Origin of the sequence: Bailinhaonella thermotolerans (assembly GCF_003594875.1) — a bacterium.
GTDB lineage: Bacteria > Actinomycetota > Actinomycetes > Streptosporangiales > Streptosporangiaceae > Bailinhaonella > Bailinhaonella thermotolerans.
The window spans coordinates 264,848-291,279 of the sequence record NZ_QZEY01000003.1 but is presented as its reverse complement, the minus strand read 5'-3'; the positions used below and the strand labels follow the sequence as shown (position 1 = coordinate 291,279).

Sequence of the window (26,432 nt, the reverse complement as noted above, 5' to 3'; positions counted from 1 at the left end):
GTGTCAACGGCACAGTGTGACGCGCCTCACGCGCCCGGCATGTCACGTTACGGCGGGCCGTCCTCTCTTGCCTGTGTCGAGATCGAGGGGAGAGTGACCATGGACGATCGCAGCGGGAACCGGGCGACCGGATTCGTGCGCGCCGCCGTCGTGGTGGCCGCGGCGACGATGCTGTTCTCGGGCGTCTGGGCGCGGGTGGACCCGGCGGGCTTCGCCGAGTTCACGAACTGGCCCAACCACGAGCACTTCCTGCACGACGCGGGCGTGTTCCAGATCGGCATCGGGCTCATGATGCTCTGCGCGCTGTGGTGGCGCGACGTGATCGCGGTCGTGCTCGCGGGATTCCTGTTCACGAACAGCTTCCACGCGGTGAACCACGCGCTGGACCTGGACCTGGGCGGCAAGAGCACCGACCCGTGGCTGCTCGGCGCGTTCTCCCTGGTGGCACTGGCGGGCCTGGTCGTACGGCTGCGCGCGGTGCGGCGGCGCCGCGCGGCCGTGCCGGGCACGGACGAGACGAAGGAGGCGGCGGCATGAGGATCCTGCTGGCCGGGGCGACCGGCACGCTCGGCAAGGAACTGGTCCCCCTGCTGATCGCGGCGGGCCACGAGGTGACCGGCCTGACGCGGAGCGAGCGCGGGGTGGCCGCGCTGGCGGCGGCGGGCGCGGACGGCCTGGTCGTGGACATGATGGACGGCGCGGGGCTGATGGCCGCGCTGGAGGGCCGCTCGGCGGACGCGGTGATCCACCAGGCGACGGCGATCACCGGGGCGCCGCTGTTCCACCGCGCGCTCCACGCCACCGACGACCTGCGCGATCGCGGCACCGCGAACCTTCTGCGGGCCGCCCGGCTGGTCGGCGCGAAGCGGTTCGTGACGCAGTCGTTCTTCCTGGGGTACGGCTACCGCGACCTCGGCCCCGGGCTCGTCACGGAGGAGCGGCCGTTCGGGGTGCGGCAGGGCGGGGCGTTCGACCGGCACCTGGACTCGATGCGGTCCAACGAGGAGCAGGTGCTCGGCGCGGACGGGATCGAGGGGATCTCGCTGCGGTACGGCATGTTCTACGGGCCCGAGCCGGCCACCCGGAACCTGCTGAGGATGACGCGGCGGCGCAGGCTGCCCGCGACCCGGCCTTCCGGGACGATCTCGCCGATCCACATCCGCGACGCCGCGTCGGCGACGGTCGCGGCGCTGGAGCGGGGCCGCGCGGGGGAGGCGTACAACGTGTGCGACGACGAACCGCTGGAGTTCGCCGAGTACATCCGGGCCCTGGCGCGCGCGGCCGGCGCGCCCCCGCCTCCGGTGGTGCCCGGGTGGGTGCTGCGGGCGACGCCGTACATGCACGCGCTGATGGTCCGGACGCGGGTGGCGCTGTCGAACGCGAAGGCGCGCGAGGAACTGGGCTGGGCTCCGGCGTACCCGAGTGCGCGCGAGGGGCTGGCGGCCCTGTGAGTCGGGCGGTCACCGGGCCGGCGCACGGTCCGGCCCGGTGCGTCACCCGGCCTCAACGAGGGGCCGGGTGGGCCGTCGTCGCCGCGCCGGCCAGCCGCTTGACGTCGGGCTTGTGCACGACAATGCGCTTCAAGGTTTCCTCCCCTCCCGCGGGAATGCGCGACAAGAAAGCGAATAGAAGAATGGTCGCAGCTCCCTGCGGCATGTCAAGAAAAAAGCGCCTGTCGCCGGGTCATGCTTACCGTCCAAACCGCGAGGGTTATCTAGCTGACGCGCTGATCGACGAAACTGGAGATCCTCTCAGGGCTGGCGAACGCACTGGTCAAACCGGGATATTGCGGAAGGAAAGCGCGCATGACAGAGCCTCGCGACCCACTGGGGAACCGGCCGGGGGCCGCGAAAGTCCAGCGTTTTTCAAATGGCTATTCCCTCGCGCTCACCCTCACCCATCGCGTCAATTTACGACACGGCCGGATCTGACGCCGCCGGTCGGACCCGGACCTTCCGGCGGCACACGAGCCTGGTTCTCCCCGTCCCGCCCCCCGCGAAAACCCCTCGATCCCCCGCGCCGCCCCCGGTTAGCCTCCCCATGACGACACGTCATGACGACACGTCCCCGCGCTCCGGGAGGTTCGATGCGCCACGGCACCGCCCCCGCCCCCGCTTCGGCGCCGGAGCGCCCCGCCCCACGGCGTACGGCCTGAGCCCACGCCACCCGTCAGACGTATGACCTGAGCGGTCAGACGTATGACCCGGCCCGGTCTGTCTTCGCTCCCGCGCGCCGTAGCGGTCCTCGCCCGTCCCTGGACCGTCCGCTCACGCGAGGAGTGTTTCCCGTGCGGATCCGCACGCCCGCGCCGCTCGGCGCGGACTTCCGCAAGCTCTGGGCCGCCTCGGCGGTCTCCAACCTCGGCGACGGGGTCACCCTCGTCGCCGGGCCGCTGCTCATGGCCTCCCTCACCCGCGACCCGGCGGCGGTCGCCGGGGCGGCGTTCGCCCAGCAACTCCCCTGGCTGTTGTTCTCCCTGGTCAGCGGGGTCTACGCGGACCGGATGGACCGCCGCCGCCTGATCGTCGGGGCGAACCTGGCCCGCGCCGCGGCCCTCGGCGCGCTGGCGCTCACGATCGCGGCCGGCGCGGTGACCGTCCCGCTCGTGTACGCCGTGCTCTTCGTGCTCGGGACCGGGGAGACGATCGCCGACACCGCCGCCGCGGCCCACCTGCCGCGCATCGTGCCCGCCGAGCGGCTGACCTCGGCAAACACCCGGCTGATGGCCACGTTCACGCTCGGGAACCAGTTCCTGGCCAAGCCGCTCGGGGCGTTCCTGTTCGTGACGGCGGCGGCGCTGCCGTTCGGGTTCGACGCGCTGACCTTCGCCACGGCGGCGCTGCTGGTCGCCACGATGCGCCCGGACCGCGACCGGCCCGTCCCGCCCCGCGCCCGCCTGCGCGAGGACGTCGCCACGGGGCTGCGCGCGCTGTGGGGCGACGCGCTCCTGCGGACGCTCGCGGTCGCCATGGGCGCGGCGAACGTCGTGCTGTGCGCCGCGTTCGCGGTGCTCGTCCTGTACGCCGGGGATCGGCTGGGCCTGACGGAGATGGGGTACGGCGTCCTGCTCGTCACGTTCGCGGCCGGCGGTCTCCTCGGGACCGCGGTGACGGGCCGCCTGCGGGCCAGGTTCGGCGCGCCGGCCCTGCTCCGCGCCGGGCTCGTCGTCGAGACCGCGACCCACCTGGGCCTGGCCGTGACCACGCACCCCTGGCCCGCCGCCGTGATCCTCACGGCCTTCGGCGCTCACTCGATGATCTGGGGCGCGATCGCCACCACCGCGATCCAGCGGGCCGCCCCCGCCCACCTCCTCGGCCGTGTGAGCGGCGCCTACGGCCTGACCCTGACCTCCGGCGCCGCCGTGGGCTCCCTCCTCGGCGGCGTCCTCGCCCGGGAGCTCACCCTCACCGCCCCCTTCTGGCTGGCCGCCCTGACCATGGCCGCCATCACCGCCATCTCCTGGCGCGGCCTCTCCGCCGCCCGGTGACCCGCCCCCGGGCGGGCGCAGTCAGTCGCCGTGCTCGCCGTGCCAGCCGGCGAGTTTGCCGCGGCGGCTCACCGCGCGGAGGCGGGCCTCGGTCTCGCGGCGGCAGTTGGCGGTGGTGACGACCAGGAGGTCGTCACCGGACTGGATGCGGGTGGCCTGGTCGGGGACGAAGCTGGTGCCGTTGCGGACGATCATGGTGACGTTGGCGCCCTGCGGGAGACGGAGCTCGAAGATCTCGACGCCGTGGAGGCGGGAACGCGGGGGGACGCGCATCTGGAGGAGATCGGCCTTGAGCTCTTCGAGGGGGGCGGCCTCGACGTCGAGCTCGCGCGCCTCGGCGGGGGCCACCACGCCCAGGCGGCGGGCCACCCAGGGCAGGGTGGGGCCCTGCAGGACGGTGAAGACCAGGACGATCACGAAAACCTGGTTGAAGAGCTCCTTCGCGCCGGGCACGCCCTCGGCCAGGGGAACCGTGGCGAACACGACGGGGACCGCGCCCCGCAGCCCCGCCCAGGACAGGAACGCCTGCTCACGCCAGGTGAGGCCGACCACCTCCGGCCGGACCAGGCGCAGCACCAGGCCCGGTGGCCGTACCAGCCGCACGCTCGCCGCGACCGCCCGCAGGACCAGGGCGGACACCGCCACCGAGATCGGCCGGGCCAGCAGGACCAGGGCGCAGCCGGTGACCAGGCCGGGCACGATCACCGGAGGCAGCTCGGCCGGGCTGGCCAGCAGGCCGAGCAGCATGAACAGGCCGATCTGGGCCAGCCAGCCGACGCCCTCGGCGAACCCCCGGGTGGCGGGCCGGTGCGGCAGCCGGGCGTTGCCCAGGATCAGCGCCGCGATGTAGACCGCGAGGAAGCCGCTCCCGTGCAGGACCGCGGCCAGGCTGTAGGCCCCGAACGCCAGCGCGAGCACGGCGATCGGGTACAGGCCGGACGCGGGCAGCGCGACCCGGCGCAGCGCGTACGCGCCCACGGGGCCCACGACGAGGCCGACCGCCGCCCCGATCGCGATCTCCAGCAGGATCTCCGACGCCACCGAGACGATGGACGGCGCGGGGATGACCTGCGCGCTGAGCAGCGTCACGATGATCACGGCGGGGGCGTCGTTGAAGCCCGACTCCGCCTCCAGCACGCCCGCGAGCCGGGGCGGCAGCGGCAGCCGGCGCAGCACCGAGAACACCGCCGCCGCGTCCGTGGAGGCCAGCATCGCGCCCATGAGCAGGGAGACCTGCCACGACGCGCCGAGCAGCGAGCGTACGGCGACCGCGACGACGGCGATGCTGACGAGCACGCCCACGGTGGCGAGCACGAGCGCGGCGGGCATCGCGCGTTTGACCTTCGACCAGCTCGTGGTGATGCCGCCCTCGGCCAGGATCACCGCCAGCCCGACGAGGCCCAGGTGGTGGGTCAGCTCGGCGTCCTCGAACGGGATGCCCAGCGCCGACTCGCCCAGCAGCAACCCCAGCGCCAGGTACACCAGCAGACCGGGCAGCCCGATCCGGTGCGCCACGCGCACCGCCGCGATCGCCACGATGATGGCGGCGGCACCGATGAGCAGGGCGAGGTTGAGCTTCTCCACGCGACACCTAGGGGTCGGAGATCGACATTTCCCCAATTCTGTCGCATCCGGTCAGCTCACGGACCCGCAGGGTGACCTTGATCACTCTCTGCGTGACCATCCCCGGCGCGGCCGCTCCCCGCCCCGCCGCCCTCGCAGGGCGCGCTCGGCCCGCACAGACCGTGACCGCTCCGTTCAGAGCGTGACCCGTCCGCTCAGAACGTGACCGCTCCGCTCAGAGCGTGACCAGTCCTCCAGGCGTCGCCACCATGCTCACCGGGCGGTCGTGCGGCTCGGCGGGCACCTCGTCCAGGAGCTCCCCGTCGTACAGCAGCGCGATCGACGGCGCGTTCGGCCCCAGCCGCGCCAGCACCCGGTCGTACGACCCGCCGCCCCGGCCCAGCCGTACCCCTGTCGCGCGGGACACCGCGAGCGCGGGGACCAGGACGAGAGCGGCCCGCCGTACGGCGTCCACGCCCAGCCGGGCGTCGGTCGGCTCCATCAGCCCGCGCGGGCCGGGCCGCAGGGAGTCGGGCCCCTCGTAGGCGGCCCAGTCGAGGTCGGAGTCGGGCCGGAGCACGGGCAGGATCACGGTCGCGCCGTGCTTCCACAGGGCGTAGACCAGGCCCTGGGTGGCCGGCTCGCTTCCCATCGACCAGTAGCAGGCGACCGTCCCCGCCATGGTCACCCGCGGGTCCGCGAGCAGCCCCTCCCGGATCCCCCGGGCCGCCTCGCGGCGCTCGGGATCGCTCAGCTCCAACCGCGCCGTCAGCACCCGGCGCCGCAGCTCCGGCTTGTCCAACGCCCCTCCAACTAGGGTTTGCCTCAGAGCCGACACTAGGGTTTCCACATGGCCGACTACGTACCCGTCACCAAGGCGGTCGTCCCAGCCGCGGGCCTGGGCACCAGGTTCCTGCCGGCGACCAAGGCGACCCCCAAGGAAATGTTGCCGATCGTGGACAAGCCCGCGATCCAGTACGTCGTCGAGGAGGCGGTCGACGCGGGACTCGACGACCTCCTGCTCGTGACGGGGCGCAACAAGCGCTCCATCGAGGACCACTTCGACCGAGCTTACGAGCTTGAGGAGACACTTGACGCGAAAGGCGACGAGGAGAGGCTCGCCCAGGTTCGTGAGTCCGCCGACCTCGCCACCATCCACTACGTCCGCCAGGGCGAGCCGAAGGGCCTCGGGCACGCGATCCTGTGCGCCGCCCAGCACGTGGGGAACGAACCCTTCGCCTGCCTGCTCGGCGACGACCTGATCGACCCGCGCGACAAGCTGCTCCAGCGCATGATCGAGGTCCGCCAGGAGCTCGGCGGCAGCGTCATCGCGCTCATGGAGGTCCCCCCGTCCCAGACCTCCATGTACGGCTGCGCCGCCATCGAGCCCACCGCCCAGGACGACGTCGTGCGCATCACCGACCTCGTCGAGAAGCCGCCGCCCGGTGAGGCCCCCTCCAACTGGGCGATCATCGGCCGGTACGTCATCGACCCGGCCGTCTTCGACGTGCTGCGCGAGACGCCCCCGGGCCGGGGCGACGAGATCCAGATCACGGACGCGCTCAAGGTGCTCGCGGGACGCGGGTCCGAGGAGGGCGGGCCGGTGTACGGCCTGCTGTTCCGCGGGCGGCGCTACGACACCGGCGACAAGCTCGACTACCTGCGCACGGTGGTGCGGTTCGCGTCCGAGCGCGATGATCTGGGCGAGGACTTCGTGGCCTGGCTGCGGGAGTTCCTGGACACGAGGGACCCGCGCGCGTGAGCCATGGAGGGCCGGGGCCCATGAGGTCGGTGGACGAGCACCTGGCGTCGATCCTCGCGGCGGTACGCCCGCTGGCCCCGCTGGAACTCGACCTGATGGAGGCGCACGGCGGCGTCCTCGCCGAGGACGTGACCACGCCCGTGCCGCTGCCGCCGTTCGACAACTCGGCGATGGACGGCTACGCCGTACGCGCGGCCGACCTGGCCGGGGCGAGCGAGTCCGCGCCGGTCACGCTGCCCGTGGTGGAGGACATCGCGGCCGGTGACGGTGGGATCCGCGCGATCGCGCCGGGGCACTGCGCGCGGATCATGACCGGGGCTCCGCTGCCCGCCGGCGCCGACGCCGTCGTACCCGTGGAGTGGACCGACGGCGGCACCGTGCGCGTCCGGATCGGGCGGGCGCCGGCCGAGGGCGACGCGATCCGGCGCGCGGGCGAGGACGCCCCCGCCGGCACGACCGTGCTGACCGCCGGGACCCGGCTGCGCGCGCCGCAGATCGGCCTGATCGCCGGGGTGGGCCGCCGCCGGGTGCTGGTACGGCCGCGCCCGCGCGTCGTGGTGATGTCCACGGGGTCGGAGCTGGTGGAGCCGGGTTCGCCGACGGGGTCCGGGCAGATCTGGGACTCCAACTCGCACACGCTCACCTCCGCCGCGGTGGAGGCCGGGTGCGTGGGATACCGGCACGGCATGGTCGGGGACGACCCCCGGGAGTTCCTGGACCAGCTCGACGCGCAGCTCGTCAGGGCCGACGCGGTGATCACCAGTGGCGGCGTGTCCATGGGGGCGTACGAACCGGTCAAGGAGGCGCTGGCGCCGCTCGGGACCGTGACCTTCGAGAAGGTCGCGATGCAGCCAGGCATGCCGCAGGGCTTCGGGCTGGTCGGGCCGGACTCGGTGCCGATCTTCGCGCTGCCGGGGAACCCGGTGTCGTCGTTCGTGTCCTTCGTCGTCTTCGTGCTCCCGGCGCTGCGCAGGATGCAGGGGCTCCCGGTCGAACCGTGCGTGCTCAGCGCCGTCGCGGCGGCCCCGATGCGCTCCCCCGCCGGGAAGCGGTCCTTCCTGCGCGCCGTCCTGTCCCGGGGCGAGCACGGCGGGTTCCTCGCCTCACCCGTCCGCGCCCAGGGCTCGCACCAGCTCGCCGCCCTGGCCTCGGCGAACGCGCTCGTCGTGGTCCCCGAGGACGTCACCTCGGTCGAGCCGGGCACCTCGGTGGACGTGCTCCCCCTCAGCCCTTTGCCCTAGTCCCTCGTTCAAGGAGTGCCGTTGTCCCGATTCACCCATCTCGACGAGAGCGGCGCCGCCCGCATGGTGGACGTCGCGTCCAAGGACGTCTCGGTCCGTACGGCTCGCGCCACCGGCCGCGTCCTGCTGTCCGCCGTCGCCGTGGACCTGCTGCGGGCCGGGGACGTGCCGAAGGGCGACGCCCTCGGCGTGGCCAGGATCGCCGGGATCATGGCGGCCAAGCGCACTCCCGACCTGGTCCCGCTGTGCCACCCGATCGCGCTGCACGGCGTGACGGTGGACCTGACCGTGGTGGACGAGGGCGTGGAGATCGCGGCCACCGTCCGCACCGCCGACCGGACCGGCGTCGAGATGGAGGCCCTGACCTCCGTCACGGTGGCGGCGCTCGCGCTGATCGACATGGTGAAGGCGGTGGACCCCGAGGCCGTCGTCACCGACGTACGCGTCGAGGAGAAGACCGGCGGCAAGACCGGCGTCTGGCGCCGCGGCGAGGTGGCGGGCGCGTGAGGGCCGTCCGCCGGGGCGCGGGGGTGATGTCGTGAAGGCTGTCCGCCGGGACGCGGGGGTGATGTCGTGAGGGCTGTCCGCCGGGGCGTGGAGGTGGTGCCGGGACGCGCGGCCCGGCGCGGCGTGGAGGTGGTGTCGTGAGGGCGCTGGCGATCACGGTGTCGAACCGCGCCTCGGCCGGGGTCTACGAGGACCGGTCGGGGCCGGTGCTGGCCGGGCTGCTGCGCGAGGCCGGATGCGAGGTCGTGGACGGGCCGCGCGTGGTCCCCGACGGCGAGCCGGTCGAGGAGGCGCTGCGCGAGGCCGTGGCGGCCGGGTACGACGTGGTCGTGACCACTGGCGGCACCGGGCTGACCCCCACCGACCGCACGCCCGAGATGACGCGCCGCGTGATCGAGCGCGAGATCCCGGGCGTCGCCGAGGCCATCCGGCAGATCAGCCGCGACAAGGTCCCCACGTCGATCCTGTCGCGCGGCCTCGCGGGCGTGCGCGGCCGTACGCTGATCGTCAACCTGCCGGGCTCCACCGGCGGCGTGCGCGACGGCATGGCCGTGCTCGCGCCCGTCCTGCGCCACGCGGTGGACCAGATCGCCGGCGGCGACCACCCGCGCCCGCCGTCCTGAGGGTAAAGAACACGCCAAGGCCCCGCCGTACCCCCCGCCCCGCCGCCACACTGGGCGCGGAGCGGGGCGGACGTGGCGGCCCGCGGGGCGGACGGGGATGATTAGGGGGTGGACCGCGGACGTGGCTGGCCGGTGACCCTGACGGAGGGCGATGTCGGGCTGCGCCCGCTGCGGGTGCGCGACGCCCGCGTCTGGCGTGAGGTACGGCTGCGCAACGCCGACTGGCTCCGCCCCTGGGAGCCCACCAACCCCGAGACCCCCCTGTTCCGCACGGGCCTGGGGCCGTACGTCTCGATGGCGAACACACTGCGGCGGGAGGCGCGGGCGGGGATGGCGCTGCCGTGGGTGGTCACCTATCGCGGGCAGTTCGCCGGGCAGCTCACGGTCGGCGCGATCGTGTGGGGCTCGGCGCGGTCGGCGCAGGTGGGGTACTGGGTGGACGGCAGGCTCGCCGGGCGCGGCATCACCCCCACCGCGCTCGCGCTCGCCGTGGACCACTGCTTCTTCACCGTCGGGCTGCACCGCGTGGAAGCCAACATCCGCCCCGAAAACCACGCGAGCCGTCGCGTGGTGGAAAAACTGGGCTTCCGCGAGGAGGGTGTGCGGCGGCGCCAGCTACACATTGACGGAGCCTGGCGAGACCACATTTGTTATGCGCTCACCATCGAGGACGTGCCTCGCGGACTGCTCATTCCGTGGCGCCGCACCCGCGCCGCCACGGCCTCCGGCGATCCCCAATAACGTGTAAACAATTGCTTGATACCGCAGGTCAGCGTGTCGACACTAGGTCGATCTCGCGACACACCGCACCGAATACTCGTCAATTAACGACACCTGGTCTTAGCGTGCGTGACGTGACCGTGCCCGCGAGCAGCGCTCTTCCGCAGGTGCCGGCCTGCGCTGCGCGGGAGGCATCATGAGCAGCGTTTTCCTGTACCTCGCCATCGTGGCGATGTGGGGAGGCGTCCTGGTGCCCATGTGGCTGCGCCGTGACCACGACGGCATGGCGCGCCGCTCCCGCCGCACCGCCGACGCCGGCGACGCCGCGCTGCCCGCGTTCACGAGTACGGCCGACGCCGCAGACGACACCGCCCCGCTGGCCGCGATCTCGCTTGAGAACCCGCCTCCCGAGGAGGAGGATCACTCTCACCGCGACGCCCCCGACCCGCGGAGCCAGATGCCCGACACATACGAAGGCGAAGAGCCGCCGCGCGACGAAGCCGAGGCCGAGGAGGCCGAGGCCGGGACGCGCGGTGCCGAGGCGCGCGCGCCGAGGCCGGCCCGCCGCCGGGCGAGGATCGTCGCGCTGCGCCGCCGCCGCCTCCTCTACTGCGTCCTCCTCCTGGCCACCGGCGTCATCCTCACCACCGCCAAGGTCACCCCCTGGTGGGCGCCCATCCCCTTCGTCCTCCTCCTCACCGGCTACCTCGCCGTCCTGCGCACCGCCGTACGCATGGACGCCGAACGCCGCGCCGCGCTCGCCAAGGCCCGCGCCCTCCGCGCCCAGGCCCGCCACGAGCGCGCCCTGGCCCGCAAACGAGCCGAGGAATCCCAGCGCAGCGCCGAGATCATCGCCCTCAAGCCCAAGGACGAACCCTTCGACCAGTACGCCGAACCCCACCGCCCCGCCGTCGGCGACTGACGATGGCGCGAACCCCCTCAGACTTTTGCTAAGCTAAACGAGGTTCTTGGGGCTGTAGCGCAGTCCGGTAGCGCACCTCGTTCGCATCGAGGGGGTCAGGGGTTCAAATCCCCTCAGCTCCACCCAAGGTCAAAGGGCCGCTCCCACCGGGAGCGGCCCTTCGCCGTTCCCGAGACACCCGATCCCGGGCGCGATACGGGCGTTCGCCGGGGTGGCTTTGCGGGTGTGGTGGGTGAGAGGGCTTGGCCGCTCGTGAACGGTTCAGGGTGGAGTCGCGGGTGTTCGCGGGGCGTATCGTCTCTCGCCGCTTTTCATGATCGATTGTAGGGTGAGCCGTCCGCTCTCATTCCCTCTGAAACCCCGGGAAGCGCCTCGTGTCGCGTCGTCACCGTTCCGTCGTGCCCGCCCTGCTCGTCACCGGTCTGTACGGCGCCGCGCTGACGGTCGCCGCCGTCGTCGCCCTGGTCTCCGGCGACCTCGGCCCGCTGTGGCGGCTGACGCTGTTCGCGTCGGAGAGCGAAGGCGTCGTGGCGACGGGGCAGAACCTGCTCCTCCTGATCGTCGCCGGGATGTCCTGGGCATGGGGGATGTGGCAGATCCTGCGCCGGCCGCCGGCGGGGCCGCCGCCCGAGCGGGACCGGGACACCCGGCGGTTGCGCGTGGCGCTCTACGTCGCGACGGCCACGACGGGGCTGCTCCACGTCACCGCGTCATGGGCGGGTGCCGCGGTGGTCAACTCCGTGGCGATGTGGGCGGTCGTGCTGCTGTCCGCGCGGGTGCTGGGCGGCGACCGGACGTACACGCGGGGCGCGGGGGTGCTGGGGTACGCCGGTCTCACCGTCATCGACGCACTCGACCTCGCCGGCCTGTCCGTCTCGGACGGGGCGGGGGCGGTCGCCGGTCTGGCCGCCCTGGCCTGGACGGTGATGGTGCTGCTGGCCCAGCGGCAGGACGACCGCTGGGGGAAGGTGACCGTGGCGTACGGCATCGCCGCCCTGGTGATGCCGTTCCTTCTGCTGCTGGCGGTGTTCACGTTCCCGGACGAGGGGAGCGCCGTCGAGGCTCTCGGGGCGGTCTCGAGCGCCCTGTCCATGATCTGGCTGGCCCGCTCCGCCCACGACCTTGCCGCCCCGCGCCACCAACCGGCCGCCCAGCCCGCGTTGGGGTCGTGAGCCGACGCGGTCGCGCGGTCGGTCATCGGCCCGGCCGGGGAGTGGCTGGAGCGACCACATCCGTACCTGGCGGCCCGCATGCCCGGCCCCGCACGCTGAACACTCGGGCGCTCAGCGATACGGGAGCGGCTTGGAGCGGATGTGGGCAGCGGTGGCCCCCGGAGGGGACCACCGCTCACTCGGGGGGCGTCAGCTCTGCGGGGGCATGCTGGGGATGGAGATGGTGGCGCCGCCTACCGAGCCCCACTCCGACCAAGCCTGGACGACGAAGTCGGACGTGACGCGGAGGGGGCCCATCTCCCGGCGGCCGTCGCCGCGCAGGACGTCGCGGAAGAGGAGGCGGGAGCGGTCGGCGCTCCAGATCTCGATCCACACGCCCGCCTCGCGCCCGGGGGTGCCGGAGGCGAAGTCGAAGTCGGCGAGTTCGAGCTGGACCCACTGGTCGGCGCGGCCGGCGAAGGTGATCCGCTGCTCCTGGCCGATCCGCTTGAGGTGGACGAACTTGCCGGGGCCGTCGATGTCTACGCGGCCCAGGTCGCGTACGGAGTTGAGCAGCAGCCGGGCGGCGACCAGCCCGTCAGGGGCGACGGGGGCGACCTCGACGGTGTAGGTCCCGGCGGTCTTGAGCCGGGGTACGGCCAGGCGGTAGATCGGCTGCACCTGCCAGCTCCCGCCGTGGAACGAGGCCACGACCTGCCCGGCCGGGTCACGGACGGTCAGCTTGCTCGCGAATCCCAGCCGCTCGCCCGAGGCGCCCGGGAGGTAGATGCCGATGGTCAGTTCGGCGCCGGCCGCGCCCTGGAAGGTGTAGCAGTTGCCCACCCCCGGAGCGGGGCTGTGGACGTCGAGCTCGGCGCCGTCGACCGTCAGCGTCCCCGACTGCTGGCACGCCGCCGCCGGCGCGCTGACGGGCGCGGACGCGTCCGCGTGAGCGGCGCCGGCCCCGGCGCCGAGGATCGTGAGCGTCGCGGCGACGGCGGCGACTCCGGCACGACTGAGCCTTCTGGTGTGCATCAGTGTCCTCATCCCTCCACGTACGTTCGCGCCCCGCCCGCGGGCGGGCACACGCCTTATTGATCAAGAACGAGCCTAGGTCGCCACGCTAAATAAACAGGAAAGTTTCTTAAAAATTTTTTCTCCCCGCCTGCCCGCGTGCATCCACCGGTCGGGTTCTCTTCAGGGCCCGTCCATCTCACCCGGCGGCTCCGCGCGGGGATCCATCGCGCCTTCCGCAGGAATCAGTGATCGCGTGGGGATGTTGTGCCGATCACAGCCCGGGCCGGGCTTCGCCGCGCGCCGAGGCGATCCGCCGTACGGCCGGGAGCGAGCCGCTGAGGAGACATCGATGGTCAGTGTGAGTGTGGAGACGCCGGAGCAGACCGGGGAGCGGCTCCGGCGGGTGATCGCCGAGGCGGAGCTTCTGGTGCACGACGGGGTGTGGGGGTTCGAGGAGTCCCCCGCCGACCGGCCGCCGGCGCTCACCGGTGACGAACTGGCCGTCGTCCGCGACGACGAGAGCTGGAGCCGGCTGGTTCCGCTCACTCGGGAGCGCGAGGGCGTCGAGCGGTTCGGGGTGTTCTCCTTCCACTTCCCCGAGGGGCTCGACAACAGCGGGTTCGTCGGGTGGCTGGCGAGCGAGCTCAAGGCGAGGCTGGGGACCGGCGTGTTCGTCATCTGCGGGAGCAACCGGGGCCGGGGCGGCATCTACGACCACTGGGGCTGCCCCATCGACCTGTTCGACGAGGCCGTCGCGGTCGTCGGGGACCTGCGCGCCTCCTGACCGGGAGGGCCCGCGCGCCTCCTGACCGGGAGGGCCCGCGCGCCTCCTGCCGCCGAGCGCTCGCGCGCCTTCCCTGAGGGCCCGCGCGCCTCCTCGCGTCGAGCGCTCGCGCGCCTTCCGACCCTGAGGGCCCGCGCGCCTCCTGACCGGGAGGGCCCGCGCGCCTCCTAACCTGAGGATCGCGTACGGCCGCGCGGGCCCGGCTCCGGGGTGATGGGCAGGATCCGGGGGCGGTCGAAGAACGTGTTGTCGATGACCACGTCCGCCAGGCCCCGGGGATCGACCTCGGCGGCGTAGAGGCGGTCGGCCGGGAGATAGCGGTCGCGGTGGAGGGCCTCGGCTTCGGCGCCCGCCCAGTCCCGGTCGCGGCCGGCTCCCCGGCGCAGGGTGGTGTCCGGGGAGACCTCCAGACGGACGCGGAAGTCCCAGTACTCGTTGATCTCGGGGCGGAACGCGAAGACGCCGTCCACGATCAGGACGGCGTCCGGTTCGGCGGTCGTGACCACCGCCGAGTGGTCCGCCTGCGTCAGGGGGTCGATCGCGCACAGGGCCGCGCGCCCCGAACCGCCGGGGCCGCAGGGTTCCAGCAGCAGTGCCCGCACGGCCTCGTAGTCGAAGGCGTTGCGGTAGTAGCCCTCGGCCGACTCCCGGTCGTACAGGTGGCGGTCCCGCCAGGGGCGTTTGAAGTCGTCCAGGGTCGCGCGCAGCACCGGGCGCCCGGCCCCGGCGACGTGCTCGGCGAGTTCGTGGCCGAAGCTCGTCTTGCCCGCCGCGGTCGGCCCGTCGACGCCCACGCGCAGCCGTTCGCCGCCGAGGGCCAGGATCCGGCCGGCGAGTTCCCCGATCAGGCGCGTCCGCTCGGGCGAGGCGGGGGCGGGGCGGGGCTGCCGCCATGTCGAGACGGAGGTGCGGACTTCGGCTCGGCGCGCTGTCATGGCTCAGAGAGTACGTCTCGCGATCTCCGCCCTTCCTGTCACCGCCCAGTGGCCCTCGCCACGGGGGCGTGTGCAACCGGCCGACCGGCCGGGCGTGTCCCTTGCGCGTGGAGACTCATGAGCTGGACCTGTCGGTGGTCATCCCCGCCTACAACGAGGAACGGCGGCTGGGCGGCACGCTCGACCGGGTGGCCGCCTTCCTCAGGGAGACCCCGCTGAGCTGGGAGATCATCGTCGCCGACGACGGGTCGGCCGACGCCACCGCGCGGGTGGCCGGGCGCGCGGCGGCGGTGGAGCCGCGCATCCGGCCGGTGTCCGGCGGGGTCAACCGGGGCAAGGGGCACGCGGTGCGGTCGGGCGTGCTGCGCACCCGCGGCCGCCAGGTCCTGGTCTGCGACGCGGACCTGGCCACCCCCATCGAGGAGCTGCCGGCCCTGCGCGCCGCGCTGGACGGCGGCGCCGACGCCGCCATCGGGTCGCGGGCGGCGCCGGGCGCGCGGCTGGAGGTCCGCCAGCCGCGCCTTCGGGAGATCCTCGGCGCGCTGGCCAACCTGCTGATCAGGGCGCTGCTGCTGCCCGGCGTCGCGGACACCCAGTGCGGCTTCAAGCTGTTCGACGGGGACAAGGCGCGCGCGGCGTTCCGGCGGGCGCGCGTGAACGGCTGGATGGGCGACGTCGAGATCCTGCGGATCTTCCGCGAGCGCGGCTGGCGGGTGCGGGAGGTCCCGGTGCGCTGGTCGCACCGGCCCGTCTCCCGGGTGCGCCCGCGCCACTACCTGACGGCGCTGGCCGAGCTGCTGCGCGTCCGGGCGGCGGCCGGGGCGCGCACGCCGCTGGTCGCGGCCGGCTTCCTGGCGCTGGCCGTCCTGCTGTACGCACACCTGTGGGCGGATCCCTGGAGCCGCTACCTGACCGACAGCGGGCAGGACCAGAACCAGTGGGAGTGGTTCTTCGCCGTCACCGCCCGCGGCGTCGCCGTCCTGGAGAACCCGCTGTTCACCACGTTGCAGAACCATCCGGCCGGGGTGAACATGATGGCGAACACCGCCATGTTCGGCCTGTCCGTCCCGCTGGCGCCGCTGACCCTGGCGCTGGGCCCGTCGATCACGTGGGCGGTCGTGCTGACGGGCGGCCTGGCCGCCACGGGCGTCGCGTGGTACCTGCTGTTCGCCCGGCACCTGGTGACGTCGTGGCCGGCGGCGGTCGTCGGGGCGGTCTTCTGCGCGTTCGCGCCGCCGATCGTCTCCCACGCCACGGCCCACCCGAACTTCGTCGTCCTCTTCGTGATCCCGCTCATCGTCGGCAGGCTTCTCCTGCTCGCCCGGCGGCGGCGGGTCGTCAGGGACGGCGTGATCCTCGGCCTGCTCGTGTCGTACCAGGTCTATCTCGGTGAGGAGGCCCTGCTCCTGGCCGCCGTCGGCCTGGCCGTGTTCGCCCTGGCGTACGCGCTCCTGCGGCCGCAGGAGGCGCGCGCGTCGGCACCGCCGCTGCTGGCGGGGCTCTGCCTGGCGGGCGCGGTCGGGGTCGCGCTGACCGGGCCGGCGCTGCTCTTCCAGTTCCACGGCCCGCAGAGCTACGCGAGCCTCATCCACGGGCCGTCGGGCAACGACGTGACGGCCCTGGTGTCGTACGCCGCGCGCTCCCTGGCCGGGGACGCGGACGTGGCCGCCCGCCTGTCGCTGAACCCCACCGAGCAGAACGCCTTCTTCGGCTGGCCGCTGCTGATCCTGGTGGCGTCGGCCACGGTGTGGCTGCGCCGGGTCCCGGCCGTCCTGCCGCTGGGCGCGGTGACGCTGACGGCGATGGTGCTCTCCCTGGGGCCGGAGATCGTCGTGGCGGGCCGGCCGACCGGCGTCTTCGGGCCGTGGCTGGTGCTGTCGCGCCTGCCGCTCTTCGAGTCGGTGCTGGAGTCCCGCTGGACCCTGGTCTGCGTGCCCGCGATCGGCGCGCTGCTGGCGCTGGTCGCCGACCGGGCGCTGGCCGCGGCCTCCGCGCTGCCCCGCTCGCCCGTGCGGCCGCTGCTCTGCCTGGCGCTGGCCGAGGCGCTGCTCCCCCTGGTCCCCACGCCGATCCCGGCGGAGGATCGGCCGCCCGTCCCGGCCTTCTTCTCCGAGGGGGTCTGGCGGTCGTACGTCCGCCCCGGCAGGTCCGTCGTCACCGCCCCGCCGCCCGACGCGGGGGACGCGACCGCGCTGCACTGGCAGGTGGCGGCGGGCCTCGGCTTCCCGCTGGTGGAGGGGTACTTCGTCGGCCCCTACGGCCCCGGCAGGCAGGGCGTGTACGGCGCGCCGCCCCGGCCCACCGCCTCGCTGCTGCGGGATGTGCGGGACAAGGGCGCGGTGCCGTACATCGGCGACCGCGAACGGGCGGCCGCCCGCGCCGATCTCGCCTACTGGCGCGCGGACGTGGTGGTGCTCGGCCCGCAACGCCACCACGAGGCGTTGCGCGCGGCGCTGACCTCGCTGCTGGGGCCGGGGCGGCGGGAGGCCGGGGTGTGGTTGTGGGAAGTGCGCGCCCTCGTGCAACCCGCGGGGGCGCCGGGGCTGTCTCATCAGTGACCGCGAGCGTGGAGAGGGCAGCCGTTGAGTCCTGACGATGAGCGAGATTACGTCGCGTACGTGACGGCGCGCCTGCCTTCGCTGCGCCGCCTCGCCTACAACCTGTGCAGGGACGAGCACCGGGCCGACGACCTCGTGCAGAACACGATCACCCGGCTGTACGTCCACTGGACGCGCTCCCGGGAGGCGAACGACCTGCACCGTTACGTCGACAAGATGCTCGTGCGGTGCTTCCTCAACGACCAGCGATTGGGCTGGTGGACGCGGGTCCGGCTGACGGCCCGCCCCGCCGAGCTGCCCGTCGCGGGCGCGGATCTGGAGACCAGGGCGGTGGTCCAGGCCGCCCTCGCCCTGGTGCCCCCGCGCCAGCGGGCGGTGCTGGTGCTGCGGTTCCTGTGCGACCTGCCGGTGACGGAGATCGCGGAGCTGCTGGGATGTTCGGAGGGCAACGTGAAGAGCCAGACCGCCCGCGGGCTGGCCCGGCTGCGGGAACTGCTCGGCCGTGGCGCGAACCGGCTGGAGGAGGAAGAGGTGGCCAGGTATGGATCCCGTTGAGCGCGACGCGCGGCTGCTCGACCCGCTCCGCGGCGACGAGCCCCACGGCCCTGGCCGCGTCGACCTCGCCCGGGCGATACGCGCCGGACGCCGCCGGCGGCGCACGCGGCGGGCGGCGACCATCGCGGCGGCCGCGGCGGCCACGCTCGCCGTCTTCGTGCCCACCACCATCCTGGCCCACCTGGCCCGCTCCCCCGCCGAGCCCGCGGCGCCCCTCTCGACCCCGGCCGCGCGGCTGCAGGAGGGGGGCTTCGACGTGATGACGCGGGCGTTCGTCGTGGGCTCGGCGGGCGGGTTCACGCCGGACAGGTACGAGACCGGCCGTCATCGGCAGGTCATCGAGCTGCGCTCCGCCGACCCCGCGCGGCGCGCCGGCGCGGTCATCACGATGTACGCCCCGGGCCGGTACCCCGCGCCGCCCAGGACGGACCCCGCGCCCTCCGTCGGCGACCGGCCGGCGTACTGGCTGCCCGGGGGGACCGGGGCCGTGATCGCGTGGGAATGGGCGCCGGGCGCCTGGGGCACGGTGGCGCTGACCGGGCCGGGCGTCACCGACAGGGCGGTCGCCCAGCGGGTGGCGCAGAGCGTGCTCCCGCAGGCGAGCCGCCCGGTCGCCGTGCCCTTCACCGTCGGGCCCGGCGTCCTCGGCGGCCGTTACCGGGTCGTCGGGGTCAGCGGCTCGTACCCGGGGCAGGGGGTGCCCGAGCGGACCTCGCTGGTGTACGGGACGCGGGACCCTTCCGGCCCGAGTGCGGACGCGGACCGGGTGGAGGTGGGGGTGCTGCGGCCCCGGCCGGCCGCGACACCGGGCGCGAGGATCGGGGGCGTGCCGGCGGCCGTGTCCCGCGACGAGATCGTCCTCCTCCCGCCCGGCGGCGCGTACGCGATCTTCGCCAGGGCGGCCCGGGAGGACACCATGCGGGCGCTGGTCCAGGCCGTCACGGTCACGCCGTGACCTCCAGGCCCGGCGGCAGGTCGCCGCCGGGCCTCGGACGCCCGGCCCGGCTCTTGCCCCGGCCGCCTCACATTCGGGGGTCCCGCCTCGTCGTACTGGTGAGGAGTCAGGCTCACCACCGAACGAAAGGGCCGGATGGCCATGTCCACGCAGCGCGAGACGGAAGAGGCCGCGATCAGGCGGCGGATCGGCGAGCTGGTCGAACGGCTCAGGGCCAAGGACCTCGACGGGCTGGCGGGGCTCTACGCGGAGGACGTCGTGTCCTTCGACGTCGAGCCGCCGCTCCAGCACGCCGGGGTGGCCGCGAAGCTGAAGAACTGGGAGAAGGTGTTCACGTTCTTCCGGGACGTCGACTACGAGATCCGCGACCTCCGGATCACCGTGGGCGGCGACGTGGCGTTCGGGCACGGCTTCGGCCGGCTCAGCGGCACGATGACGAACGGCGCGGCGACGGACGGCATGTGGGTCCGGGCCACGTTCTGCCTGCGCAGGGCGGGCGGGGAGTGGCTGATCGCGCACGACCAGGTCTCCGTGCCGCTCGACATCGCGACCGGCAGGGGCGTGACCGACCTCGAACCCTGACCCGCGCCTCCGTCACCGGCGAAGGCCCGGTCACCGTACGGCCCGGGCCGGCGGCGTCTCTCCGGTGGCGGGGAGCCGGTCCGCGGCCGGGAGGGGGTAGCGGTGGGGTGCGCGGAGGAGGCGGACCGTGCCCCGGGTGACGGCCTCCTTGAAGGCGGCCGAGGCGCGGCCCGTCAGGGTGGCGGGGAGCGGGCTGTCGTCGGCGCGGCTGAACTGGGTGTAGCCGTCGTGGCGGCCCAGGCTGATGTTCTGCCAGAGGTAGCGGACACGCGCGGGGCGGGGCTCGCGGCCCAGGAGCACGGCGGCCGCGGCCTCCCCCGCGAACAGTCCCATGGGGAGGGCGGTCTGGCACGCCATCCGGGACGTGCCGCCGGCGATCCGCGCGGCGGCGGCGTCGCCGGCCCCGATCACCTCGGGGTGCGAGACGGACCGCAGGGCGGGGTCCACGCGGATGCGCCCGTCCCCGTCCGTGGCCAGGCCGGACTCGGCGGCCAGGGGCGGCACCCGGAAGCCCGCCGCCCAGACCGCGACGTCCGCGGGCAGTTCGCCGTCGCCGTCCAGCAGGAGCGCGCCGGGGACGACCTCGCGGACCGCCGTGTCCTCGTACACCTCGACCCGCAGCCGCGAGAGGCCGCGCAGGAGCCGGTCGCGGGCCCGTTCCGGGAGGCCGGGCGCGATCCGGCCGCCCGCGACCAGCCGTACGCGCAGGTGGGGGTGCGCTTCGGCGATCTCCGACGCCGCCTCCATGCCGGTCAGGCCGCCGCCGACCACGGCGACCGACTCCGCCCCCGGCAGCGCGTCCCGCACCGCCGCCGCCCCGCGGGCGTCCGCGAGGGTGTGCGCGTGCTCGCGTACCCCCGGCACGGCGTCCAGGTCGGCCCCGCTGCCCAGGGCGTACACGAGGACGTCGTACGGCAGGCCGTACGGCGGCGCGTCCAGCTCCACCGTCCGCGACTCCGGGTCGAGGCCGGTCACGGTGGCGACGACCGGCTCGACGCCCGAACCGGCCAGCAGGCCCGCGAGCGGCAGGTCGCGCAGCGTGTGCCCGGCCGCCAGCTCGTGGAGCCGCACCCGTTCCACGAACCGGTCCGACGCGTTGACCAGCGTCACACGGATCCCGGTGCCGCGCAGCCGGTGCGCGGCCCTCTTCGCCGCGGCGAGCCCGGCGTATCCGGCTCCGACGACCACGAGGTTCTCTGCCATGGTTCCTCCTCAAGACGGATCGGGAGTTGAACCGGCGAGAGACCGGATCCGTGACGGCCCGGCCTGTGATCGTGGTCACACCGCCTGGCGCGCGGCGAAGGCGAGCTTGCCCGGGCTCACCACCGTCCGCACGCCCGCGACGCGACCACCGGCGATCTCCACGGCGAGGACCGCCCGCAGCGCGCCCTCGTGGCGGATGAGCACGGCGGGCGCCCCGTTGACCTCGGCGACCTCGGCGATGAGCGCGGGGGCCTCCGGCCGCAGCGACATCCCCCGGAGGTACCGCAGCACCTTCTCCCGCCCCCGGACCGGCCGCCGCGCCGCCGTCTCGCCGCCCCCGTCGGCCCAGGCCACCACGTCCTCGGCGAGGAGTTCCCCGAGCGCCGCCACGTCCCCGTCCATGGTCGCCGCGAGGAACCGCTCGACGAGGACGCGGTGCCGTACGGGATCGGCGTCGAACCGCTTGCGCGCCTCGCGCACGCGCGCCCGGGCCCGCCGGTGGAGCTGCCGCGAGTGCGCCTCGGAGACGTCCAGCAGCGCGCCGATCTCCCCGTGCGGGTACCCGAACGCCTCCCGCAGCACGAACACCGCCCGCTCGGCCGGCGTCAGCCGTTCGAGCACCGCCAGCAGCCCGAGCGACACGCCCTCCCGCCGCTCCACGGTCTCCAGCGGCCCGAGGGCCCCGTCCCCGGTCAGCACCGGCTCGGGCAGCCACGTCCCGGGGTAGCTCTCGCGGCGCACGCGCGCCGCTCCCAGCCGGTTCAGGCACAGGTTCACCACCACCCGCGTGAGCCACGCGCCGGGGGTCTCGACCCGGTACCGCTCCCGCCAGCGCAGGTACGCGTCCTGCACGACGTCCTCGGCCTCGGCCGCCGACCCCAGCATCCGGTAGGCGAGCCCGAACAACCTCCCCCGTTCGCCCTCGAACACCGCCGCATCGTCCGCATCCCGCACAAGGCCCGATGCTAGACAGCCCCGCCCGCCGTCCCCCGCCCGGGCGCGCGCCCCGACGTGCCACCCCCGGCCACCCGGAGGGACGGGGCGGCCCCGGAGGACACGGCGCCCCCGGAGGACGGGGCGGCTTCGGAGGACGGGGCGGCTTCGGAGGACGGGGCGCCCCTCACGCGCGTGATCGCGGCGCGCCCGTCATCGTCCGTCCCCCGGGTCGCCGTCCGACCAGTCCCAGGCGGTGAGCAGGGTGCGCATCAGGCGGGCGGCGGGCGACAGGTGGGCGTCCGCGCTCCAGTGCAGGGTGACGCCGCGGCGGCAGTCGGGGCTGTCGACGGCGAGCCAGACCGCGGGGGGACGCACGCTGCTGCGGCGGGCGAAGGCGGGGACGAGGCCGACGCCGAGCCCCGCGCCGATCAGCTCCGCGATGGCGCTGTGCTCGTCGCTCTCACAGACGATCTTCGGGGTGAGGCCCCGCGCGGCGAAGAGCCGGTCGAGCAGCCGCCGCGCCCAGTGCCCCTCGCGGGCGGTGACGAAGGGCTGGTCGGCGAGCTCGTCCACGCTCACGGACGTACGGCCGGCGAGCGGGTGGTCCAGCGGCACGGCCAGCCCCACGGGCTCGTCGAACAGCCGCGCCGACTCCAGCCCGTCGCCGCGGATCGGCTGCGAGGCGACGCACAGGTCGACGTCCTGGGCGCGCAGGCGGCGGGCCATGTCCTCGGCCGGGGACCAGTGGAGCGCGATCTCGGCGGCGGGGTGGGCCCGCTTGTAGGCCGCCAGCGGGCCGGTGAGGGTCAGGAAGGTCTCCGACGCGAGCCTCACCGTGCCCAGGCCCTCGCGGGCGGACTCGGCGATCGCGCGGCGGCCCGCCTCCAGCTCGCCGAGGGAGCGTTCGACGTGATCGCGGAAGAGCCTGCCCGCGTCGTTCAGCCGGAGCCGCCCGCTCCGTTCGAACAGCGGCGTGCCCAGCTCGCTCTCCAGCCTGGCGATGGTACGGCTCAGCGACGGCTGGGCGACGCGGAGCTCGTCGGCCGCCCGGCTGAGGTGCTCCAGCCGCGCCACCACCAGGAACTGCCGGAGCGCGGTGAGCTCCATCATGCCTCCCGAAGCATAACGTCATAGCGATATTCGTCTTGGACAAGATAACCCAGGAAGCATAACTTCGGGGCGTTCGCACAGGACTCCAGAGGGAGGGATCCTCATGGTCGCCAGCCCCCAGGGAGCGGCCGCGACGCTCCGCACCCGGCCCGCCGGGTGGGTCTACCGGGCCGCCGTCACCGCGCACGCGGCGGCGATCATCGGTCAGCCGGTGTTCGCCGGGGTGTACCTGACCGGCGACTTCGACGCCCTGCGCTGGCACGCGACGGGGGCCGACGTCGTCACCTCGATCGGCTACGCGCAACTGGTCGCGGCCGTCGCCGTCTGGGTACGGCTGCGCCGCGCCGAGCCGTTCCTGGCCACGCTGGCGGTGGTGGCGGCCGAGACGGCGCAGTACTTCGCCGGCCTGGAGGGCGCGCTGTGGCTGCACGTCCCGTTGGGCGTGATGACCGTCGCCGCGCTCGTCGTGCAGTTCATCGCCGTCTGGCTGCGGCCCCTCGCCAGGCGGGAGGCCCCCGATGCGTGACCGCGACGAGCGGGCCGAGCGCCGCGACGACGAGGGCCTGGGCGGGAGCCGCGCCGGGAGCGTCGTCGAGGGGCGGGGGGTGAGCCGGCGGCGGGTGCTGGGCATCGGCGGGGCGCTCGGGCTCGCCGCCGCCGGCGGGCTGTCGGCCTCGGCCGCGCTCGCCCGGCGGCCGGCGATGACCGGGGCGGAACTGCGCAGCGCGGCGCCGCTGCCGCCGCCGTTCCAGGTGCCGCTGCCGATCCCGCCCGTGCTGAAGCCCGTCTCCACCTCGGGCGGCGCCGACCGCTACGAGATCACCCAGCGCGAGTCGAGCGCGGAGATCCTGCCCGGCGTCCGGACGCCGCTGTGGACGTACGAGGGGGTCTTCCCCGGACCGACGATCGAGTCGCGCCGAGGGCGGCCGGTCACCGTACGGCACCGCAACGAGCTGCCCGTGCCGACCGTCGTGCACCTGCACGGCGGGCGGACCCCGGCCGCCTCCGACGGGTACCCCACCGACCTGGTCCTGCCCGCGGGCTGGCCCGAGCCCGCCGCCGGGACCGGGCACGGGGCCGGCGGGCACGCCTCTGGAGGGCACGGCTCTGGTGGGCACGCCTCTGGAGGGCACGGCTCTGGAGGGCACGGCTCTGGAGGGCACGGCTCTGGAGGGCACGGCTCTGGAGGGCACGGCTCCGGGCACGGGGGGATGCGCGATCCGCGGGCCGTGGTGAGCAGGCTGACGCGGGAGTACACGTTCCCGCTGGACCAGCGCCCGGCGCTGCTGTGGTACCACGACCACCGGATGGACTTCACCGCTCCCGCGATCTGGCGGGGGCTGGCCGGGCTGCACATCGTGCGCGACGACGCCGAGGAGGCCCTCGGCCTGCCCTCGGGTGCGCGCGAGCTGCCCCTCATGATCGCCGATCGCGCGTTCGCCGCCGACGGCTCCCTCGACTATCCGGCCCTCGATCCGGCGCTGCGGGAACGGCCGGGCGTGCGCGAGCCGTACATTGCGGGCGTCCTCGGTGACGTGATCCTGGTCAACGGGGCGCCGTGGCCGGTGCACGAGGTCGACGCGGTGCGCTACCGGCTGCGCGTCCTGAACGCCTCCAACGCCCGCCACTACGAGCTGGAGGCGGTCACCGACGACGGACACCGGCTCGACCTCGTCCAGGTCGGCGCGGACCAGGGGCTGCTGGCCGCGCCGGTCACTCACCGGTTCCTGCCGATCGCGCCCGCCGAACGCCACGACCTGGTCGTCGACTTCTCCGCCGTCCCGGTCGGCGGCCGGGTCAGGCTGCTCAACCGGCTCGGCTCCGGCCGCACCCGCGACGTCATGGCCTTCCGCGTCGCGCGCCGCGCCGCCGACGACAGCCGCGTGCCGCGCACGCTCTCGGCCGACCTGCCGTCATGGCGGCGGTCGGAGGCGGTCCGGGTGCGCGACCTGTCCTTCCGGATGGGGCGGATGGGCGACGGGCACGCCTGGCTGATCGGCGGGCTCCCGTTCGACCCCGCCCGCGCCGACGTCACCACCCGGCTCGGCGACGTCGAGGTGTGGCGGCTGGTCGCCGACGTCCACCACCCCGTCCACCTGCACCTGGTCGGCTTCCGGGTGCTCTCGCGCGGCGGCCGCCCGCCGCTGCCGCACGACGCGGGGCTCAAGGACACGGTCTCGCTGCGCCCCGGCGAGTCGGTGGAGATCATCACGAGGTTCGACGGCTACCGGGGCCGCTACCTCTTCCACTGCCACAACGCCGAGCACGAGGACATGGCCATGATGGCCAACCTTGAGATCGTCTAGCCCGCCGTACGGCGAGGCGGGGCGCACTCCGCGGGACTTCCCGGACTTCCCGGACTCCCCGGGACTCCCCGGGGCGGCGCGCGCTCCCAGGGAACGCCCTCCGGGGAGGGCGGGACGGTGCGGGCTCCGGGGGCGAGGCGTGCTCCGCGGCGGGCGGGGCGTTCCCCACTCCGATGGGAGGTGGTGCGCACACGTGGGTTCGGGCGAGGTCTGCCGTGGTGGGAGGCGGCCCGGGCGCGGGGATCAAGGTCGGGCCCGCGCCGCCGTACGGCACGGGCCGGGCCCGTGGGACGGGACAGGACAGGACGGGATGGGACGGGAGGGGATGGGACGGGACGGGTTCGGGGTCAGGGCGCGGCGGGGACGAGCAGGCCGAAGACGCGCACGGCGACCATCCCCTCGGGCAGCGGCGGCGGGGCGTCGGCGACCACCGCCTGGCCGGCGGCCCACGGCTCGTTGTCCAGCAGCACCTCGTTGGTCTGGAGCCGGCCGTCCACGTGGGCGGTGAACAGCCGCAGCCCGTGGGTCCGCCGCGTGAGCGGCTCGGCGCCCAGCGCGGCGATCAGCCGGTCGAGCAGCGGCCCGGCGGAGGGCACCGGCCGGTCGGTGAACAGGTTGAGCTGCGGGCCGAGCACCAGCTCGAACGCGCCGCCCGGGTGGTCGAAGCGCGTCCGCTCCACCTGGCCGGGGGCGCTGCCGGGGCGCAGGAGGCCCTCCAGGATCGGGTGCAGCGTCCCGAGGCTGAACTTGGCCACCGCCTCGCCGATCGCGTCGCGCCAGGTGGGCCCGTGCCCGGCCAGGCTCTCCACCAGCCAGGGCGTGGCCAGCGCCGGGTGCGACACGGCGAAGTCGACCTGGGCCATCACCACGCCGTCCGGGGCCGGGTGGACGAACAGCTCCGCGCCGACCCTCGTCTCGCCGTCGAGCGGCACGCCGTGCTCGCGCAGCAGGCCCTCGAACACGGCGCGCGGGGAGGGCACGCCGCCGTCGCCGGGGCCGGCCGGTTCCAGGTCCTCCGCCAGCGTGAGCTCGCCGAGCACCAGGTCCTCCATCCGCGACCCGGCGTTCAGCGCGTTGTTGATCGCGTTGAACTCGGCGCCGCGCGTCGCGATGCGGCCGACCTCGTCACGACCGCCCCGCTGGGCGCGGTCGAGCGCCGCCGCGAACACCGGCTCGGCCGCGAGGACCACCCTCCCGCCGGGGCCGGCGAGCGTGTCCGGGTACGACACGTCCGGCAGCAGGCGCCGGGTGTACGCCATCGGCAGGAAGATCAGCAGGCGTTCGGCGAGCCAGGGCTCGACCCCCGCCCCGACCAGCCGCCGCCACACCTCCTCGTCCTCCGGGGGCTCCTCGCCCTCGCAGAACGCGGCGATTCCCACCTCTACCGCGGCGTCGAACGCCATCGACCCGATCACGCCGCAACCCTACTCGGATCACCACGATCCCCGCCGACTCCCGGAATCCAGCGGCCACTCCCTCCGCCCCGGGACGAGCGCGGCCGTCCCGGGGACGCGC

Annotated in this window: 25 protein-coding genes and 1 tRNA gene; 18 read left to right on the top strand and 8 right to left on the bottom strand. The window is 74.4% G+C overall.

The window, feature by feature from the left end:
* The first annotated feature begins 99 nt into the window (after nt 1-99).
* The 3 genes from D5H75_RS10565 to D5H75_RS10555 all read left to right on the top strand — a co-directional run bounded on the left by D5H75_RS10565 (nt 100) and on the right by D5H75_RS10555 (nt 3,487).
* A complete protein-coding gene (locus D5H75_RS10565; RefSeq protein ID WP_119926217.1) occupies nt 100-537 on the top strand; it encodes a hypothetical protein in 438 nt (145 codons plus the stop codon).
* Nucleotides 534-1,451 carry an NAD-dependent epimerase/dehydratase family protein gene (locus D5H75_RS10560; protein WP_119926216.1) on the top strand — a complete coding sequence of 306 codons (918 nt, stop codon included), beginning with the start codon at nt 534-536 and terminating at the stop codon, nt 1,449-1,451. Before D5H75_RS10565 ends, D5H75_RS10560 begins: the two co-directional genes overlap by 4 nt.
* 836 nt (nt 1,452-2,287) lie before the next feature.
* Complete coding sequence (locus D5H75_RS10555) at nt 2,288-3,487, top strand: MFS transporter (protein WP_202638029.1); 1,200 nt, start codon at nt 2,288-2,290, stop codon at nt 3,485-3,487.
* Between the two features lie 21 nt (nt 3,488-3,508).
* Here D5H75_RS10555 and D5H75_RS10550 read toward each other — a convergent pair whose 3' ends face one another.
* The gene (locus D5H75_RS10550; protein ID WP_119926215.1) at nt 3,509-5,071 is read right to left on the bottom strand and encodes a potassium/proton antiporter; all 1,563 of its coding nucleotides are present in this window, start codon (nt 5,069-5,071) and stop codon (nt 3,509-3,511) included.
* A 214-nt stretch (nt 5,072-5,285) separates the two neighbouring features.
* A complete protein-coding gene (locus tag D5H75_RS10545) occupies nt 5,286-5,852 on the bottom strand; it encodes a 5-formyltetrahydrofolate cyclo-ligase (RefSeq protein ID WP_119926214.1) in 567 nt (188 codons plus the stop codon).
* A gap of 48 nt (nt 5,853-5,900) precedes the next feature.
* Here D5H75_RS10545 and galU point away from each other — a divergent pair, with 48 nt between their 5' ends.
* The 8 genes from galU to D5H75_RS10505 all read left to right on the top strand — a co-directional run bounded on the left by galU (nt 5,901) and on the right by D5H75_RS10505 (nt 11,997).
* A complete protein-coding gene (gene galU, locus D5H75_RS10540; RefSeq protein ID WP_119926213.1) occupies nt 5,901-6,812 on the top strand; it encodes a UTP--glucose-1-phosphate uridylyltransferase GalU in 912 nt (303 codons plus the stop codon).
* A 20-nt stretch (nt 6,813-6,832) separates the two neighbouring features.
* Nucleotides 6,833-8,053, top strand: a complete 1,221-nt coding sequence (gene glp / locus D5H75_RS10535; RefSeq protein WP_119926212.1) for a molybdotransferase-like divisome protein Glp — start codon at nt 6,833-6,835, stop codon at nt 8,051-8,053.
* Between the two features lie 21 nt (nt 8,054-8,074).
* On the top strand, nt 8,075-8,560 hold the full coding sequence (gene moaC, locus D5H75_RS10530) for a cyclic pyranopterin monophosphate synthase MoaC (protein ID WP_119926211.1): 486 nt from the start codon (nt 8,075-8,077) through the stop codon (nt 8,558-8,560).
* A 137-nt stretch (nt 8,561-8,697) separates the two neighbouring features.
* Nucleotides 8,698-9,183: a MogA/MoaB family molybdenum cofactor biosynthesis protein gene (locus D5H75_RS10525; RefSeq protein WP_119926210.1), complete on the top strand. Its 486-nt coding sequence runs from the start codon at nt 8,698-8,700 to the stop codon at nt 9,181-9,183.
* 108 nt (nt 9,184-9,291) lie between these two features.
* Nucleotides 9,292-9,924, top strand: coding sequence for a GNAT family N-acetyltransferase (locus D5H75_RS10520; protein ID WP_119926209.1), 633 nt, complete (start codon nt 9,292-9,294; stop codon nt 9,922-9,924).
* A gap of 175 nt (nt 9,925-10,099) precedes the next feature.
* A complete protein-coding gene (sepX, locus tag D5H75_RS10515) occupies nt 10,100-10,825 on the top strand; it encodes a divisome protein SepX/GlpR (RefSeq protein ID WP_119926208.1) in 726 nt (241 codons plus the stop codon).
* Between the two features lie 48 nt (nt 10,826-10,873).
* Nucleotides 10,874-10,947: transfer RNA gene (locus tag D5H75_RS10510), tRNA-Ala, on the top strand.
* A 276-nt stretch (nt 10,948-11,223) separates the two neighbouring features.
* Complete coding sequence (locus D5H75_RS10505; protein ID WP_119926207.1) at nt 11,224-11,997, top strand: hypothetical protein; 774 nt, start codon at nt 11,224-11,226, stop codon at nt 11,995-11,997.
* A 189-nt stretch (nt 11,998-12,186) separates the two neighbouring features.
* On the opposite strand, the gene D5H75_RS10500 is transcribed toward D5H75_RS10505, so the two are convergent.
* A complete protein-coding gene (locus D5H75_RS10500) occupies nt 12,187-13,011 on the bottom strand; it encodes a PPC domain-containing protein (RefSeq protein WP_119926206.1) in 825 nt (274 codons plus the stop codon).
* A 331-nt stretch (nt 13,012-13,342) separates the two neighbouring features.
* Here D5H75_RS10500 and D5H75_RS10495 point away from each other — a divergent pair, with 331 nt between their 5' ends.
* Nucleotides 13,343-13,777 (top strand): DUF6196 family protein, encoded by a 435-nt coding sequence (locus tag D5H75_RS10495; RefSeq protein WP_119926205.1) that lies wholly within the window; start codon nt 13,343-13,345, stop codon nt 13,775-13,777.
* Nucleotides 13,778-13,944: 167 nt separating this feature from the next.
* Here the strand turns inward: D5H75_RS10495 and D5H75_RS10490 are convergent, their stop codons facing one another.
* Entirely contained in the window at nt 13,945-14,712 is a 768-nt protein-coding gene (locus D5H75_RS10490) for a nucleoside/nucleotide kinase family protein (protein WP_119926562.1), read from the bottom strand.
* A 107-nt stretch (nt 14,713-14,819) separates the two neighbouring features.
* On the opposite strand from D5H75_RS10490, the gene D5H75_RS10485 reads away from it, so the two are divergent.
* The 4 genes from D5H75_RS10485 (at nt 14,820) to D5H75_RS10470 (ending at nt 19,362) form a co-directional block, all read left to right on the top strand.
* Nucleotides 14,820-17,270 (top strand): glycosyltransferase, encoded by a 2,451-nt coding sequence (locus D5H75_RS10485; protein ID WP_202638028.1) that lies wholly within the window; start codon nt 14,820-14,822, stop codon nt 17,268-17,270.
* Between the two features lie 24 nt (nt 17,271-17,294).
* Entirely contained in the window at nt 17,295-17,825 is a 531-nt protein-coding gene (locus tag D5H75_RS10480; RefSeq protein ID WP_119926203.1) for a SigE family RNA polymerase sigma factor, read from the top strand.
* Nucleotides 17,812-18,780: a hypothetical protein gene (locus tag D5H75_RS10475; protein WP_119926202.1), complete on the top strand. Its 969-nt coding sequence runs from the start codon at nt 17,812-17,814 to the stop codon at nt 18,778-18,780. Before D5H75_RS10480 ends, D5H75_RS10475 begins: the two co-directional genes overlap by 14 nt.
* A 135-nt stretch (nt 18,781-18,915) precedes the next feature.
* Nucleotides 18,916-19,362, top strand: a complete 447-nt coding sequence (locus D5H75_RS10470) for a YybH family protein (RefSeq protein ID WP_242454122.1) — start codon at nt 18,916-18,918, stop codon at nt 19,360-19,362.
* A gap of 30 nt (nt 19,363-19,392) precedes the next feature.
* On the opposite strand, the gene D5H75_RS10465 is transcribed toward D5H75_RS10470, so the two are convergent.
* From D5H75_RS10465 to D5H75_RS10455, 3 genes are all read right to left on the bottom strand, one after another.
* A complete protein-coding gene (locus D5H75_RS10465; RefSeq protein WP_119926201.1) occupies nt 19,393-20,565 on the bottom strand; it encodes an NAD(P)/FAD-dependent oxidoreductase in 1,173 nt (390 codons plus the stop codon).
* Nucleotides 20,566-20,640: 75 nt separating this feature from the next.
* Entirely contained in the window at nt 20,641-21,519 is an 879-nt protein-coding gene (gene sigJ / locus D5H75_RS10460; RefSeq protein WP_119926200.1) for an RNA polymerase sigma factor SigJ, read from the bottom strand.
* 192 nt (nt 21,520-21,711) lie between these two features.
* Nucleotides 21,712-22,611 carry a LysR family transcriptional regulator gene (locus D5H75_RS10455; protein ID WP_242454121.1) on the bottom strand — a complete coding sequence of 300 codons (900 nt, stop codon included), beginning with the start codon at nt 22,609-22,611 and terminating at the stop codon, nt 21,712-21,714.
* A gap of 103 nt (nt 22,612-22,714) precedes the next feature.
* On the opposite strand from D5H75_RS10455, the gene D5H75_RS10450 reads away from it, so the two are divergent.
* Nucleotides 22,715-23,137, top strand: a complete 423-nt coding sequence (locus tag D5H75_RS10450; protein ID WP_202638027.1) for a hypothetical protein — start codon at nt 22,715-22,717, stop codon at nt 23,135-23,137.
* The gene (locus tag D5H75_RS42840; protein WP_119926199.1) at nt 23,130-24,917 is read left to right on the top strand and encodes a multicopper oxidase family protein; all 1,788 of its coding nucleotides are present in this window, start codon (nt 23,130-23,132) and stop codon (nt 24,915-24,917) included. The genes D5H75_RS10450 and D5H75_RS42840 overlap by 8 nt, the downstream gene beginning before the upstream one ends.
* Nucleotides 24,918-25,264: 347 nt before the next feature.
* Here the strand turns inward: D5H75_RS42840 and D5H75_RS10440 are convergent, their stop codons facing one another.
* On the bottom strand, nt 25,265-26,332 hold the full coding sequence (locus D5H75_RS10440) for a DUF6348 family protein (protein WP_119926198.1): 1,068 nt from the start codon (nt 26,330-26,332) through the stop codon (nt 25,265-25,267).
* Nucleotides 26,333-26,432 lie beyond the last annotated feature (100 nt).

What these genes read in the sequence shown, in the direction of transcription:
- D5H75_RS10565 (WP_119926217.1), top strand. Translation starts at nt 100, where the DNA reads ATGGACGATCGCAGCGGGAACCGGGCGACCGGATTCGTGCGCGCCGCC.
- D5H75_RS10560 (WP_119926216.1), top strand. Translation starts at nt 534, where the DNA reads ATGAGGATCCTGCTGGCCGGGGCGACCGGCACGCTCGGCAAGGAACTG.
- galU (WP_119926213.1), top strand. Translation starts at nt 5,901, where the DNA reads ATGGCCGACTACGTACCCGTCACCAAGGCGGTCGTCCCAGCCGCGGGC.
- glp (WP_119926212.1), top strand. Translation starts at nt 6,833, where the DNA reads ATGAGGTCGGTGGACGAGCACCTGGCGTCGATCCTCGCGGCGGTACGC.
- sepX (WP_119926208.1), top strand. Translation starts at nt 10,100, where the DNA reads ATGAGCAGCGTTTTCCTGTACCTCGCCATCGTGGCGATGTGGGGAGGC.
- D5H75_RS10500 (WP_119926206.1), bottom strand. Translation starts at nt 13,011, where the DNA reads ATGCACACCAGAAGGCTCAGTCGTGCCGGAGTCGCCGCCGTCGCCGCG.
- D5H75_RS10495 (WP_119926205.1), top strand. Translation starts at nt 13,343, where the DNA reads ATGGTCAGTGTGAGTGTGGAGACGCCGGAGCAGACCGGGGAGCGGCTC.
- D5H75_RS10490 (WP_119926562.1), bottom strand. Translation starts at nt 14,712, where the DNA reads ATGACAGCGCGCCGAGCCGAAGTCCGCACCTCCGTCTCGACATGGCGG.
- D5H75_RS10475 (WP_119926202.1), top strand. Translation starts at nt 17,812, where the DNA reads ATGGATCCCGTTGAGCGCGACGCGCGGCTGCTCGACCCGCTCCGCGGC.
- D5H75_RS10470 (WP_242454122.1), top strand. Translation starts at nt 18,916, where the DNA reads ATGGCCATGTCCACGCAGCGCGAGACGGAAGAGGCCGCGATCAGGCGG.
- D5H75_RS10465 (WP_119926201.1), bottom strand. Translation starts at nt 20,565, where the DNA reads ATGGCAGAGAACCTCGTGGTCGTCGGAGCCGGATACGCCGGGCTCGCC.
- D5H75_RS10455 (WP_242454121.1), bottom strand. Translation starts at nt 22,611, where the DNA reads ATGATGGAGCTCACCGCGCTCCGGCAGTTCCTGGTGGTGGCGCGGCTG.
- D5H75_RS10450 (WP_202638027.1), top strand. Translation starts at nt 22,715, where the DNA reads ATGGTCGCCAGCCCCCAGGGAGCGGCCGCGACGCTCCGCACCCGGCCC.
- D5H75_RS42840 (WP_119926199.1), top strand. Translation starts at nt 23,130, where the DNA reads ATGCGTGACCGCGACGAGCGGGCCGAGCGCCGCGACGACGAGGGCCTG.